Source organism: Frankia sp. EI5c, from assembly GCF_001636565.1.
GTDB lineage: Bacteria > Actinomycetota > Actinomycetes > Frankiales > Frankiaceae > Parafrankia.
The window spans coordinates 1-13090 of the sequence record NZ_LRTK01000126.1 but is presented as its reverse complement, the minus strand read 5'-3'; the positions used below and the strand labels follow the sequence as shown (position 1 = coordinate 13090).

Annotated in this window: 9 protein-coding genes and 19 pseudogenes; 9 read left to right on the top strand and 19 right to left on the bottom strand. The window is 74.0% G+C overall.

Translation table 11 applies throughout. The features are described from left to right. From groEL to UG55_RS44255, 4 genes and pseudogenes are all read left to right on the top strand, one after another. Positions 1-221, top strand: a pseudogene (gene groEL / locus UG55_RS44280) (chaperonin GroEL); the annotation flags it as partial. A 56-nt stretch (positions 222-277) separates the two neighbouring features. Next, on the top strand, positions 278-418 hold a 141-nt coding region (locus UG55_RS44265), incomplete at its 5' end, for a hypothetical protein (protein WP_242425137.1). Positions 419-719: 301 nt separating this feature from the next. Then, positions 720-1091, top strand: a pseudogene (locus UG55_RS44260) (Uma2 family endonuclease); the annotation flags it as partial. Position 1092: 1 nt separating this feature from the next. Next, a pseudogene (locus UG55_RS44255) lies at positions 1093-1277 on the top strand (Uma2 family endonuclease); the annotation flags it as partial. 63 nt (positions 1278-1340) lie between these two features. On the opposite strand, the pseudogene UG55_RS44250 reads toward UG55_RS44255, so the two are convergent. The 19 genes and pseudogenes from UG55_RS44250 to UG55_RS26065 form a co-directional block, all read right to left on the bottom strand. Further along, a pseudogene (locus UG55_RS44250) lies at positions 1341-1480 on the bottom strand (hypothetical protein); the annotation flags it as partial. 1 nt (position 1481) lies between these two features. Next, positions 1482-1538, bottom strand: a pseudogene (locus UG55_RS44245) (hypothetical protein); the annotation flags it as partial. A gap of 17 nt (positions 1539-1555) precedes the next feature. Beyond that, positions 1556-1660 (bottom strand): annotated as a pseudogene (locus UG55_RS44235) (helicase-related protein); the annotation flags it as partial. Between the two features lies 1 nt (position 1661). Further along, a pseudogene (locus UG55_RS44230) lies at positions 1662-1870 on the bottom strand (helicase); the annotation flags it as partial. Between the two features lies 1 nt (position 1871). After that, positions 1872-1933: pseudogene (locus UG55_RS45830) on the bottom strand (hypothetical protein); the annotation flags it as partial. Between the two features lies 1 nt (position 1934). After that, positions 1935-2011, bottom strand: a pseudogene (locus UG55_RS48335) (hypothetical protein); the annotation flags it as partial. A 1-nt stretch (position 2012) separates the two neighbouring features. Then, positions 2013-2393 (bottom strand): annotated as a pseudogene (locus UG55_RS44225) (DEAD/DEAH box helicase family protein); the annotation flags it as partial. A gap of 1 nt (position 2394) precedes the next feature. Further along, positions 2395-2815, bottom strand: a pseudogene (locus tag UG55_RS44220) (helicase-associated domain-containing protein); the annotation flags it as partial. A gap of 1 nt (position 2816) precedes the next feature. After that, positions 2817-2890 (bottom strand): annotated as a pseudogene (locus UG55_RS44215) (hypothetical protein); the annotation flags it as partial. A gap of 1 nt (position 2891) precedes the next feature. Next, positions 2892-2978, bottom strand: an 87-nt coding sequence (locus tag UG55_RS45825) for a hypothetical protein (RefSeq protein WP_255360544.1), incomplete at its 3' end; no start/stop codon positions are given. A gap of 55 nt (positions 2979-3033) precedes the next feature. Next, positions 3034-4060, bottom strand: a pseudogene (locus UG55_RS44210) (helicase-associated domain-containing protein); the annotation flags it as partial. Position 4061: 1 nt separating this feature from the next. After that, a pseudogene (locus tag UG55_RS48330) lies at positions 4062-5487 on the bottom strand (hypothetical protein); the annotation flags it as partial. A gap of 107 nt (positions 5488-5594) precedes the next feature. Continuing rightward, entirely contained in the window at positions 5595-6302 is a 708-nt protein-coding gene (locus tag UG55_RS26085; RefSeq protein WP_066073938.1) for a hypothetical protein, read from the bottom strand. Between the two features lie 153 nt (positions 6303-6455). After that, positions 6456-6893: a DUF3180 domain-containing protein gene (locus tag UG55_RS26080; RefSeq protein ID WP_066073935.1), complete on the bottom strand. Its 438-nt coding sequence runs from the start codon at positions 6891-6893 to the stop codon at positions 6456-6458. Positions 6894-6933: 40 nt separating this feature from the next. Then, positions 6934-7813, bottom strand: an 880-nt coding sequence (gene folK / locus UG55_RS46420) for a 2-amino-4-hydroxy-6-hydroxymethyldihydropteridine diphosphokinase (protein ID WP_242425136.1), incomplete at its 3' end; no start/stop codon positions are given. 59 nt (positions 7814-7872) lie between these two features. Continuing rightward, a pseudogene (locus UG55_RS44200) lies at positions 7873-8149 on the bottom strand (dihydropteroate synthase); the annotation flags it as partial. 1 nt (position 8150) lies between these two features. After that, positions 8151-8766: dihydropteroate synthase (folP, locus tag UG55_RS26070; protein ID WP_242425079.1), on the bottom strand; the 616-nt coding region annotated here is incomplete at its 3' end. Further along, a pseudogene (locus UG55_RS44195) lies at positions 8763-9021 on the bottom strand (GNAT family N-acetyltransferase); the annotation flags it as partial. The gene folP and the pseudogene UG55_RS44195, both read right to left, overlap by 4 nt. Before the next feature lies 1 nt (position 9022). Continuing rightward, positions 9023-9614, bottom strand: a 592-nt coding sequence (locus UG55_RS26065) for a GNAT family N-acetyltransferase (RefSeq protein WP_242425078.1), incomplete at its 3' end; no start/stop codon positions are given. 427 nt (positions 9615-10041) lie between these two features. On the opposite strand from UG55_RS26065, the gene UG55_RS29715 reads away from it, so the two are divergent. The 5 genes and pseudogenes from UG55_RS29715 to UG55_RS48325 form a co-directional block, all read left to right on the top strand. After that, positions 10042-10194 (top strand): hypothetical protein, encoded by a 153-nt coding sequence (locus UG55_RS29715; RefSeq protein ID WP_199865254.1) that lies wholly within the window; start codon positions 10042-10044, stop codon positions 10192-10194. 48 nt (positions 10195-10242) lie between these two features. Beyond that, positions 10243-11472 carry a hypothetical protein gene (locus tag UG55_RS26060; RefSeq protein ID WP_066074475.1) on the top strand — a complete coding sequence of 410 codons (1230 nt, stop codon included), beginning with the start codon at positions 10243-10245 and terminating at the stop codon, positions 11470-11472. After that, positions 11472-12350 (top strand): annotated as a pseudogene (locus UG55_RS26055) (phosphotransferase family protein); the annotation flags it as partial. The gene UG55_RS26060 and the pseudogene UG55_RS26055, both read left to right, overlap by 1 nt. Positions 12351-12463: 113 nt before the next feature. Then, positions 12464-12701 (top strand): annotated as a pseudogene (locus tag UG55_RS44190) (1-(5-phosphoribosyl)-5-amino-4-imidazole-carboxylate carboxylase); the annotation flags it as partial. Between the two features lies 1 nt (position 12702). Next, positions 12703-13041: pseudogene (locus tag UG55_RS48325) on the top strand (1-(5-phosphoribosyl)-5-amino-4-imidazole-carboxylate carboxylase); the annotation flags it as partial. Positions 13042-13090: the final 49 nt, after the last annotated feature.

Sequence of the window (13090 nt, the reverse complement as noted above, 5' to 3'; positions counted from 1 at the left end):
GGCCGCGGTCGAGGAGGGCATCGTCGCCGGTGGTGGCGTCGCGCTGCTGCAGGCGTCGACCAGCGCCTTCGAGAAGCTGGACCTCTCCGGCGACGAGGCGACCGGTGCGAACATCGTCCGTCTCGCGCTGGAGGCGCCGATCAAGCAGATCGCGTTCAACAGCGGTCTCGAGGGCGGCGTCGTGGTCGAGAAGGTGCGCAACCTGCCGATCGGCCACGGCCNGAACGCGGCCACCGGCGAGTACGTCGACATGGTNGCCACCGGCATCATCGACCCNGNNAAGGTCACCCGCTCGGCGCTGCAGAACGCCGCGTCGATCGCCGGCCTCTTCCTCACCACCGAGGCCGTCATCGCGGACAAGCCGGAGAAGGACAAGGCCCCGGCCATGCCGGGCGGCGGCGGCGAGATGGACTTCTGAGTCCAGCTCCCACGCTCTGAACAGCAGAAGGGCGGTCCCGGCTTCGGCCGGGGCCGCCCTTCTGCTGTTCGGTCACCCGCCGCCGGGTGGGAGGTTCCGCGGCGGCGGGTGACCGGCCGCGGGATGCGCCAGGCTGGGGACGGAGCCGGCGCGGTCAGGCCCGCGGCAGGAGGGCGATGCCCGCCAAGTTACCAGGCAGTAATAAGATCTACAAGAGACTGCTCTCCCAGCCGGGAGACAGCCCGGACGCACCGGCGGGTCGACACCGCAGACTTCGACAGTGGACGGAGCAACAGGCACGATGGGCAACGTGGTACAAGCCGCCGCTCCACCGCGAGCACACCGCCCCACCCTGACACTGCCGTCCCCGCCGGTCACCGTCGCTGATCTCGACACGACCGTCCAGGACGCCGCCCGCGTCGAGGTCCTGGACGGGCTGTGTGTCGCCCGGCCCTGGCCGACCCCGCTGCGCGCGCGGGTGACGGATCGGCTGCGGGTCCTGCTCACCGAGGCGGCGACCTCGGGTGCGCAGGTGTTCACCAGCATCCAGGTAGAACTGTCTCCGCGCTGCCTGCTCGTCCCGGACGTCGCGGTCGTCGCCGTCGGCGACGCGCAGCGGCGGCGGATCACCGAGACCCCGTTCGCGGTGGTCGAGGTCGCCGACGCGAGCACCNGCCGCTATGACCGGACGCTGAAGCTCGACCTCTACCGCGAGTTCCGGATTCCCGTCTGCTGGCTGGTCGACCCGGACGCGGCGACCATCGAGGCGTTCGAGCTGGTCGGTTCGGACTACGTCCCCGCCGGGATGGTGCGCGGTGACGAGGAGCTCGTCGCCTCACGGCCGTTCCCGGTGACCGTGNCCCCCGCCGCGCTCATCGACCCNCCGGACGACTGACCCGACCGGTCAGGCCACGTCGTCTGGTCAGGCCACGTCGTCCGCGTCGACGATGGTGTAGGCGTAGCCCTGCTCGGCGAGGAAGCGCTGGCGGTGCGCCGCGTACTCCTGGTCGAGGGTGTCCCGGGAGACGACGGTGTAGAAGTGCGCCGAGCGGCCGTCCGCCTNGGGACGCAGCACCCGGCCGAGCCGCTGCGCCTCCTCCTGCCGGGAGCCGAAGGTGCCNCTGACCTGGATCGCCNCCCCCGCCTCGGGCAGGTCGATCGACACGTTCGCCACCTTGGAGACCACCAGGGTCGTGATCTCACCGGTACGGAAGGCGTCGAACAGTCGCTCGCGCTCCTTGTNGCGGGTGGAGCCCTGGATGACCGGGGCGTCCAGCAGGCGGCCGAGCTCGTCCAACTGGTCCAGGTAGGCACCGATGATCAGCACCCGGTCGTCCGTGTGCCGTTCCACGAGCCGGCGCACCACCAGGCTCTTGCTGTGCGCGGTGGAGCACACCCGGTAACGCTCCTCCGGCTCGGCGACGGCGTAGGTCATCCGCTCGTCGTCGGTGANGGTGACCCGGACCTCCGTGCACTCGGCGGGCGCGATCCAGCCCTGCGCCTCGATCTCCCGCCNCGGCGCGTCGTAACGCTTCGGACCGATGAGGGAGAACACGTCGCCCTCGCGGCCGTCCTCACGGATGAGGGTGGCGGNGAGCCCAAGCCGGCGGCGCGACTGGATGTCGGCCGTCATCCGGAACACCGGGGCGGGCAGCAGATGGACCTCGTCGTACACGATGAGGCCCCAGTCACGGGCGCCGAACAGCTCCAGGTGCAGGTACTCGCCCTTCCGGCGGGCCGTCATCACCTGGTAGGTCGCGATGGTGACCGGGCGGATCTCCTTGCGCTCGCCGGAGTACTCGCCGATCTCGTCCTCGGTCAACGACGTCCGCCGCAGCAGTTCGCTGCGCCACTGCCGGCCCGCGACCGTGTTGGTGACCAGGATCAGCGTCGTCGCGCCGGCGCGGGCCATCGCGGCGGCGCCGACCACGGTCTTACCGGCGCCGCTCGGGAGCACCACGACTCCCGAGCCGCCNTCCCAGAAACCGGCGACCGCACCCTTCTGGTAGTCACGCAGCGACCAGCCGTCCTCGCGCAGCTCGATCGCGTGCTTCTCGCCGTCCACATAGCCGGCGAGGTCCTCGGCGGGCCAGCCGACCTTGAGCAGCGCCTGCTTGAGCCGGCCGCGCTCGGAGGGGTGGACCACGACGGTGTCGTCGTCGATGCGTGCGCCGAGCATCGGCGCGACCCGCTTCGACCTGGTCACCTCGGTCAGGACCACCCGGTCCAGGGCCCGCAGCACCAGGCCGTGCACCGGATCCTTCTCCAGCCGCAGACGGCCGTAGCGGTCCATGGTGTCGGCGATGTCGACCAGCACCGCGTTGGGCACGGCGTAACGGGAGTAGCGGACGAGCGCGTCCACGACCTGCTCCGCGTCATGACCGGCGGCGCGGGCGTNCCNCAGCGCGAGCGGTGTCACCCGGTAGGTGTGCACATGCTCCGGGGAACGCTCCAGCTCGGCGAACGGTGCGANCGCCGCGCGAGCCCGCCCGGCCAGTGGATGATCGACCTCCAGCAGCAGGGTCTTGTCCGACTGGACGATCAGAGGACCATCCGGCAAGCCCGCCACCGCCTTCCGCTGTTGTTCGGTGCCACCGCTGTCGACGGTACCGTGGTCAGGCCGGTTCGTCGGCCACCGGTGGAATGATCCAGTCACCACCGGGCGGTGGCGGCGGCTGCCCGTCGAACGCGTCGCCGATCTCCGCCACCCTGGTGATCCGGTGCAGGGCGAAGCGGCGATGTGCCGCGCTGCGCTCGTCCCAGGCCGTCAACCAGCCGCCGTCCAGCGTGGCCGGGCGGACCACCCGATCGCTGGACGCTCCCTCCTGGTTGACATACCCGAGCAGGACACGCCGGCCGTCCCGCACCGCTCCCTGCAACGTGACCAGGATCAGCGGCGCCGACCGGACCGACGTGAGCTCGTCGCCCGCGGACGCCCGCGCGGCCTGCGCGGCCCGCGCGCTCTCGTCTCCCCGCCGCACCAGCCGGACGACGTCGTGGAGCTGGTTCACCCGGGTTCCGGCGGGGCTGGCGGAGGCGACCCGGATGCGGGCCGGTGTCCGGTGCACCTCGGGACGCGGCAGCACGATCCGCCCGTCCGGGCCCTCCGCGACCGGGGCGAAGCCGGCCGCGCGCAGACCGTCCAGCAGCTCGGCCACCGGCAGGGCGGAGATGACGATCGTCGGGGCCACCCGGCGCATCGCCAACGCCTGGGTGTGCCGCGACGCCACCACCTCGGTGAGCAGCGCGGTGTCCTCGCATCGCAGGTAGGAGGCCGCGGGCCCGGAACGCAGGCGGCCGTGCCGGCGCGCCGTGTCGTCGATGAGGTAGGTGAGCGTCTGGGGAACGCCGCCCCGGGCAAGCTGGCCGAGCAGGTCGTGCAGGTCGTCCGCCGAGCTGCCCGCGTCCATCGCGCGGCGCAGAGAGTTCTCCGTGAAGCGGTACACGGTGGCCGCGCCGGCCGACTCGATGTCGGCCATCCGGGACAGTTCGGCCGCGACCCGCGGCACCAGCGGCCCCGGCGCGACCGCGGTCAGGTCGGCCTGGATGAGCAGTTCCTCGACCGGCTCGGGCAGCAGGGGGGCCATCGCGTCGGCCAGGTCGCCGCACAGGCCCTCGTCGGCTGTTCCGCGCCCGGCCACCNGTCGTCCGAGGCTGGTCGGCGCGCCGCGACCGGTGAACCCGAGCAGCTCCGCCTCGACGAGCGTGCCGTCGATCATGCCCCCGAACAGCGGGCCGGTCCGGCGGGGCGAATGCCAGGCGAGCCGGGCACGCACCGCTTCGGGAGTCGGCGCGATCCCGTCCGGGGCGGTGAGGATCGCCCGCAGCACCTCGGCCCGCAGCTCGGGGACGCCGGGGCGGCGGGTGTCGAAGGACATCGCGGCGAGCTGGCGGCCGCGCTCATCCCGTTCGCCCACCAGCCAGGACGCCGACGGCGAGCGCAACCAGCCTTCGGCGAGGATCGCCCACCGCATGGCCACCGACTCGGTGCACCACCGGTCGTAGGTGTTCGTCGGTACGAACTGGACCTCGGTACCCGGCGTGGCGTCCACCAGGCCGGCGGCGGCCGCCGTCTCGATGACGACCGCCGCCTGTGCCTCCGGGAGGTCCATCAGCCGGGCGCTGTTACGCAGGTCGCGGACGCTGAGACCACCCGAGCGCAGTGGTGTCACCGGTGCGGTTCCCCAGGCGGTGAGCAGCGTCGTGACCGCACGCACCAGCGTGTCGGCGGCAAGCGCGGCGGCCGGGTCGGCCGCGTCCACCCCGATGTCGCGGCCGGTCACCTCGGGCGGCGCCGGGTGCAGCTCCCCCGCCGGCCGGGTGCCCCGCAGCAACAGGCCGACCTCCCGGGGCAGCTCGACCGTGCCGGGCTCGATGCCGACGAGCAGGCCGCGGGCCAGCAGCTCCTCGACCGGTGTGTGCGCGTCGGCGACGTCCAGGACCCGCTCGGCGTCGGGCGTGGCACCCAGTGGGGGGCCGCCGGCCAGCCGCTCGGCGAGCTGACGGGCCCGCGGCGAGCATTCGTCGAGCAGGGCGGCGACGCGGGCCGGATCACCGAGGACGGTGGAGATCATTTCGATGAGACCGTCGCGCCGGCCTGGTTCGGTGGCCTTCGCGCCGCCGGGGTCGACCGCCTGACCCCAGGCGGCTCCGGGCAGGCCGACGGCGGCGGCTACCCGGGCGAGCTGGGAGAGGCGGTAGGCGCCGAGGCACTGGCGCGCCGGACGCCCCAGCCCGAGCGGCCGCCCGCCCAACAGGTCGAGGGCGACCCCGACCAGCCGGATGGCCTCGTCCGGACCCCACACCAGAGCGCGTTCCCGCAGGATGTCCACCGGCCGTCGAAGATCATGACCGCCGCAGAACTCGGTCAGGTCACGGAAGGACACCGGCGCCGGCAACACCGTCAGCGCCTGGACGACCTCCAGGGTGAACGTGTCCATCCGCTCCAGCGCGCGACTGACGCTCCCTCGGATCTCCAGCCGGGCCGCGAGCACGTCGAAGTCCGGAGGCGGCGGGGTTGCGAGATCCGGCCGCAGCCCGAACAGCCGCACCAGGGCATCGTCCGGCATCGCGCGCAGCCACGCCGCCAACGATCCGGGCGGGCCGGCGGCCTGGCCTGTCGACGGGAACACCCTGATGACGGTAGCCGCCGTGACTTCCCCGCTGCCCGGCCAGGTCAGCGAAGGTCGTGTGCCTTGTCCACCACGACCGAGAGATGGTTGTCGCGAGCCCAGTCCGCGAGGCGGGACGGAACATCCTGATCGCCGGGAAGTGCCAGCGCACGGCCCACCGAGACGCCCACCACGATCGTCGCGCCGACGAGCACCGCCTTGACGGCCGTCAGCACCGGGCTGCGCCGCCGCCGGGAACGGGCCGGAGCCGGCGGACGGCCGGGAGCCGGCGGACGGCCGGGAGCGGCGAAGCGGGCAGGCGAAGCGGGCGGTGGAACGGTCCCGCGGCGCCGCGGAACCGCCTGCTCGTCGAACGGGCGGGAGGGCCACTGGTCCGGGTAGCCGGCCGGCTGTTGGTCGGCGACGCGCTCCTGGTAGCCCGTGGTGCTGACGCTTTCCAGCCCCTCCGACCACGCCGGAGCGGGCCTGGGCGTGGGCGCTGGGCGCACGGTGGGTTCGTCGAGGTCGGCAAAGTCGCGGCGGGCGCCCGGCGCCGGCTCGGTGGACATCTCGGCCGGGTCGAAACCGCCACGGGCGGGGCCGGGTCGCGCCGGGGAGTCCGGCTGCCGCGCCGGGCCCGTCCGCAGGTTTCCGAACGTCACCAGGCGTGAGCCAGCCTGGCGCGGGCGGCTCGCTCCGGTCGGCTGACCACCGCCGGGGCCGCCCCGTCCGTCACCGGGCCCGGAGAACGTGTTCTGGCCCTGAGCGACCACAGCCGGCCCCTTCCTTCAGGCGCCTCCGTGAGGCGCCCCCGTAGACGCCCTGCCTCTCCTGGAGCCGCACCTCACAGCAACCCCGCTCGCCGCCCCCACAACCAGAACCCAGAGTAGCCTGGTCGGCTTCGCAACCGACGGCCCCCCGCACGATCAGCGGTCGGGGATCCGGCAGACGCGTTCGAGCACCAGCCCGCCGGCCAGCAGCACGGCCGTCGCGCCCAGCCCGAGGCCGGCGGCCAGCGCGTCCGCACCGGCCGTCCCGAACTCGTCGGTGCGAGGGGCGGTGTAGGCGAGCACCGCGGTCCATCCGCCGGCGAACGCCGCCGCGACCACCGAGGTCGCCTTCGCGAGCGCGGCCAGCCGGGCGACGGTCAGCGGCAGGATCGGCCGCGTCCCCGGCCGGCCGGCCAGACGGCGTTTCGTCAGTGACGCCGTCTGCAGCTCGATCAGGCCGACCAGCAGTACGGACAGCGAGGTCGTCGCGGGAATCTGCGGCATCGACCGGTAGCGCCACCACAACAGCAGATAGACGGACGCGCCGACCACTACGGCGACCGAGACGAGGTCCCGGACGTGGGTCGGTCTCACCGCTCCGGTCCCCGAGCGGGGCCGCCGCCCGCCGGCCCGNCCAGGTCGCCCGGCCCGGCCAGGTCGCCCGGCCCGGCCAGGTCGTAGGAGGTGCGCCGGAGCGGCACCACACCAGGCTCGGCGCTCATCCGCGCCACGAGATCAGCCACCCGGCCGTGCCCGACCAAGGTGGCCTCCGGTTCGACATCCAGCCAGGGGACGCAGACGAACAGCCGCTCATGGGCCCGCGGGTGTGGCAGCAGGATGTCCGGGTCGTCGCTGCGGAGGTCACCGCAGGCGATGATGTCCACGTCGAGCGTCCGTGGTCCCCAGCGGACGGTCCGCACCCGCGCGGCGGCCTCCTCGGCTGCCCGCGCCGCCGCCAGCAGCTCCCCGGGCGGCGCGGCGGCGACCAGGACCACCGCGTTGAGGTAGTCGTCCTGGGCGGGGCCACCGACGGGTTCCGTCTCGTACACGGGCGATGTCGCGAGCACCCCGAGCCGCGCGTCGAGCTCACGGACCGCCCCGCGCAGGAACGCCAGCCGGTCGCCGATGTTGGAGCCGATGGCGACCACCGCGTGGTCCGCATGCGCCACGGCGGGCGCCGCCACGTCCGCCCGCGACCGGGTGACGGTGACCGACACATCGGCGAACGGAAGGGGAATCGGCGCCCCGGGCTTGTGCACCGTCACCTCGGCCGCGCCGACCCGCGGATCGGCGAGGCAGGCCCGCACCAGGCGGTCGGCGAGGGTCTCCAGCAGGTCGACCGGCTCCCCCGCGACGATGTCGGTCAGGGCCTGCGCGAGCTCGCCGTAGTGCACGGTCAGCGTCAGGTCGTCGGACGCCGCCGCCGGCCCGGTGTCCAGCCAGAGGGTCGCGTCGACGACGAAGAACTGGCCGAGCTCCCGTTCCGCGGGCAGGACACCGTGGCGCCCGTGCACCCGCAGACCCCGCAGCGTGACCCGGTCGCGGTGCGCACCGGACGGGAAGGGAGCCGCCGTCACCGGGCGGCCTCCGCCGCCGCCGGCCGCCGCGCGGCGGCGGCCGCCCGCCAGGCCCGCTGCACCCGGATCGCGTCGACCGCGGGCCGCACCGCGTGCACCCGCACCGCCCACACCCCTGCCTCGGCCAGCAGGACCGTCGTGGCCTGGGTGGCGTCGTCCCGCTCGTCCGGCGGGCGGGCGGGCGAACCCGGGCGGCTCAGCACCGATCCGAGGAACGACTTGCGGGAGGTGCCGACCAGCAGCGGCCGGCCGAGCGCCGCCAGCGGCTCGAGGNTCGCCAGGAGGGCCCAGTTGTGGGCCGCGGTCTTCGCGAACCCGATCCCCGGATCGATTATCACCTTGTCCTCCGCCACGCCGGCCGCCAGCACGGCCCGCAGCCGGACGGCGAGCTCCCGCGCCACGTCGGTCACCACGTCGTCGTAGACGGCCAGAGTGCCCATGTCGGCGCTGGATCCGCGCGAATGCATCAGGACGTAGTGCACGCCCCGGTCGGCGACGACGCGCAGCAGATCGGCGTTCATGCCGCAGGAGACGTCGTTCACCAGCACCGCGCCGGAGTCCACCGCCGCGGAGGCCACCGAGGCCCGGCTCGTGTCGATGCTCACCGGCACGCCGGCGGCGGCGAGCTTCGCCACCACCGGGAGCACCCGGCGCAGTTCCTCGCTGGCGACCACCCGGGACGCACCGGGGCGGGTCGACTCGCCGCCGACGTCCACCAGATCGGCGCCCTGTTCGATCATGGCGTGGCCGGCCCGGACCGCGTCGGAGGGGTTCGGGTAGGCGCCGCCGTCGGAGAACGAGTCCGGCGTGACGTTCACAATGCCCATCACCCGGGTCGGGGCTCCGGGCGTGAACAGTCCGGCGGTCGGGGTGTTCGTACCCGCGCTCATGCGCCGGTGCCGGGTCGGGCCGGCGGCGCCGTCAGCCGCCGGTAGCTGTACTCGTACACGGGCCGGAAGCCGCGGCGAGTGTAGAGCACCCGGGCGGCGGCGCTGTCCCGCTCCACCTGGAGGTAGGCCCGCTCGGCCCCCCTGGCGCCCGCCCAGTCCGCGAGCTCGGCGAGCACCCGCCCGGCGACGCCCAGACCCCGCGCGGCGGGGAGGGTCGCCATGCTGTAGATCCCGAGCCAGCCGCCGTCGAGCACCNCGCGCCCGACACCCACCGCGGCGCCCTCGACGGACAGGGTTACGTACCGCTGGGGCAGTTCCAACGACTTCAGGACGTTGAGCGTGCCGGCGAGCTGCGTGTCGAAGGTGGCGAGCACCTTTCCGGCGACCGCGATCCACCGCCCGTCCGGATGGTCACTTTCAGTGACTTCGACGCCGCGGGTGGTCCGGGCGGAGATCAGGCCCGCCAGCGGGGCGACACAGACATCGGTGGGCCCGGCGTCGTCATACCCGGCGGCGTCGAGGGCGTCCAGCAGGCCGGCGGGACGGGCGACCGGGGTGACCTGGAAGGCCGGCGGCAGGCCCGCCGCCTCGTAGAAGGCCCGGACCACACGGAGACCATCCGCGAGGTCCGGAACATCGCCGCGGGCCCACACCGAGTTCCCGCGGCGCGAGGAGCCGGCGGACTCACGGAGCACCCACCCGGCGTGGGTCCGCTCCCGCAGCGGCGGCCAGGCGCGGTGCGCGAGCTCCTCGAGTTCCCGGGCCAGCTCGACGTCGTTCTCCGGCAGCACCCGCCGCGGTGCGACGAGCGCGTCGCCACCGGCGAGGCTCGCCGGATCAACGACCACGGGGCCCCCGGACAACGGACTCTTCGACCACGCCACCGAGGCTACCGATCCAGCCCCCCCGCACGCGGGTAGCGGCGCCACATGTGCAGCTCGCCTCGTCCGTGTGCGGGCGGCGGCCCGGCCCGTGGCCAGCGCCGGCGCGGCCGCGGCGGGCCTTCGGCGCGCCCCGGGACAACCGACATCCATGTATCCCACCCACATTCGACATCGGGAGTCTCACCGCTCCCGACCTGGCGGGGCCGGTCGACCGGCCGGTCAGCTGTCCCTCGCAAACGACAATAAACGTTACATATGGCCCGATCTCTACAACCGCCGCGGTGGGTAGGAAAAGCACTGCCCGGACATCAGTGACACAACCCCCGACAGGCCACATTGCTGTGACACAAGCCCATCACTGTCCGACATACGCGACCCGTAGCATCGGATCGTGCACGCGACAATCGCCGCCGCCGTCTGCTGGACGCATCCGCACGAGCAGCGGCGCCGGCATGAGGGCGGGCGCGCGACCGTGATCGCCGTGGTCCACCCGGTGGCCGTCCGTCGGCGCACCGGCGGAAGGACTTCGCTGTCGTTAGCTTGACAGCGCATGGTCACGAACGCTCCTCGTGACACACAGGAAGGATCAGGCATGCCGCAGTCGGACGGACCCACGCCGCTGGCCGCGCCGGCCTACGACGAGATCTTCATCCCGCCGGCCCGCACCCCCCCGGACGACCGGCCGGAGGACTACCCGGCGCAGCCGCCCGGCCGGCAGGCCCCGGAGGACCTGGCCGCCGCCGAAGGCCCGGCGGCGCTCCCCGACCGCAGGCAGTTCCACCTGAGCGCCAGTGCCGCCGTCGTGAGCGCGCTGCTCACCCAGAGCCCGATCATGGAGGTGGCTGACGTGCTCGCGGCCAGCCCGGTACAGCTAGCACTCGAGCGCGCGAACGAGGCGTTGGGCGAGGTCATCGACACGCACGAGATCGTGCCGCCCGCCCATGTCCGGGCCCGCACGGCCCGGTTGCGCCGCGGTCTGGAGCGCCTCGGTCGCCGTTCGATGGCGACGGACGACTCCCGGCAGCTGGTGCTGCTGGCCGGCCGCGTAGCCGTGCTGGGCGCCGACGCGGCCTTCAAGCAGGGCGATGTGGCCTCCGCCCGAGAGCTCGCCGCGGAGGGTCATCTCGCCGGCATCGAGGCCGGGGACGGGCCGCTGTGCGGTTCGGCGCGCGAGGTCGGCGCCGTCAACGAGTTCTACGGCGGGCGCCCCGACGAGGCGCTCCGGCTGGCCCGGGACGGCCTGCGGCACGTCGGGAACGGGCCGGTACGGGCGCGCCTGGTGTGCCAGGAGGCCCGTGCGCTGGCCGCCCTCGGAGACCTGCGCGGCGCCGTGGGAAGCCTGGAACGGGCCTACGACCTGGCCGACGCCATCCCGGCCGACCAGTGGGGCCGGCCCGGGCCCAGTTTCGACACCTTCCACCCGGTCGAGGTGTCCTACAACGCGACGACGGCGCTGTGCCTGCTCGGCCGGCCCCGCGCCGCCCAGGAACACGCCGACCTGGCGCTGCCCAGGCTGGACAGCATGGATGCGCCCGGTTTCCGCTCGGTCATCCGGCTCGACCTGGCGCTGGCGATGGCCCGCCAGGGCCGGCTCGAGCTCGACGGCGTCTGCGAGCTCGCGACCGAGGCGATCCGCATCTCGTGGGGGCGCACCGTCGCCTCCGTCTCCAGCCGCGCGGACCAGCTGCTGGCGGTCACCGCGCCGCATGGTGAGGTCCGCGGGGTGCGGGAGCTGGCGGCGCTGATCCGGGAATGGCAGCGGTCGGCGTCCCGGCAGCGACCTGACCCGGCCGCCGTCCCCACCCCCGCGCTGGACCTCTGATGCCCGGCCGGGACACGCCGGACGGCCGATTCACCGCGGCACGCTCCCGGCAGGTCCTCGGCCAGCTCTGCGCCCGCCTCGGTCTCGACGACCGCGGCGCCGAGCCGATCAAACTGACCGTCAACGCGGTGTACCGGCTGCCCCGCGAAGCCGCGATCGTGCGCATCGCCAGCTCCACCAGGCTGAACCACCGGGTTGCGAAGGTGGTGCGGATCGCGCGGTGGCTGGCCGATCAGGGGATGCCCGCGGTGCGATTACTCCCCGGCGTGCCCGCGCCGGTAGAGGTCGAGGGCCATCTCGCCACGGTCTGGCGGGACGCGACCCCACCCACCCAGCACACCCGGCCAGCCCAGCGGCCGCCGGCAGGCGCCGGCGGCGGCGCCCCGCACCCTGCCCGGAGTCTGGCGGAGATCCTGCTCCGCCTGCACGCCCTGGCACCGCCCGACCCTCCGCTGCCGACCTGGGATCCGCTGGACGACGTCCGGCGGCGGCTCGCTGACGCGGAAGGTCTCGGTGACCGGGACCGCCGTTTCCTGGAGGACCTCACGCTGCGGGTCGCCGACGCTCTCGGAGCCGTCAGCTACGCGCTGCCGCGGACCGTCGTCCACGGGGACGCGCACCTGGGCAACCTGATTCACACGGCCAGCGGTGAGGTCGTGATCTGCGACTTCGACGCGACCTGTCTGGGGCCGGCCGAGTGGGACCTCGTCCCGGTTGCGGTGGGCACGCTGCGCTTCGGCCGCCCGTCCACCGCGCAGGACGAGCTGGCCCGCGCCTACCGGTTCGACGTCACGGCCTGGGACGGGTTCCCGGCGCTGCGCGCGGTGCGCGAACTGAAACTCGTGACGAGCGTCGTGCCCATCCTCGCCAGCAGCCCGNGCGCGGCGGCCCAGTTCGCGGTCAGGCTGGAGNGCCTGCGCGCGGGCTCGGACGAGACAGTGTGGGCTCCCTACCGCTGAGCGGACCGAGGACGCGGTGGCAGCATCGGGTCATGGATCCCGAGCGCCTACGGACTCTGCTGACGGCCGTGTCGAACGGTCAGGTCGACCCCGAGGCCGCGGCGGCCGAACTGGCCGCGGGACCGCTGGGCGCCGACGGCTCCGGTTTCCACGATCTCGGCTACGCGCGTGTCGACACGCACCGGGGAATCCGTACCGGTGATCCTGAAGTGGTCTTCGGTGCCGGCAAGACGGCCGCGGAGACCGTCGGAATCGTGGACGCGCTGCGCCNGGCCGCGGGCGCCACCCGCCCGACGCTGGTCACCCGGGCGGACCACGCCACCGTGGCGGCCCTGCTCCACCGCTGGCCGGACGCCCGGATCAGTGCCGGAACCGAGCGGCCGGCGACGGTGGTGATCGGCCCGCTGCCCGAGCCGCGGGGCCTGGTGGCGGTGGTCGCGGCCGGCACCTCGGACGCCCATGTCGCCGAGGAGGCGGCGATGACCGCCAGCGCCGCCGGGGCCGGCGTGGAGATGGTCCGCGATGTCGGGGTCGCCGGGCTGCACCGGGTGCTGGCCGCCCGTCCGGTGCTGGAGCGCGCCGACTGCCTCGTCGTGGTGGCCGGCATGGANGGCGCCCTGCCCAGCGTCATCGGCGGCCTGGTCGGGACGCCCCTGGTG

What these genes read in the sequence shown, in the direction of transcription:
- UG55_RS26060 (WP_066074475.1), top strand. Translation starts at nt 10,243, where the DNA reads ATGCCGCAGTCGGACGGACCCACGCCGCTGGCCGCGCCGGCCTACGAC.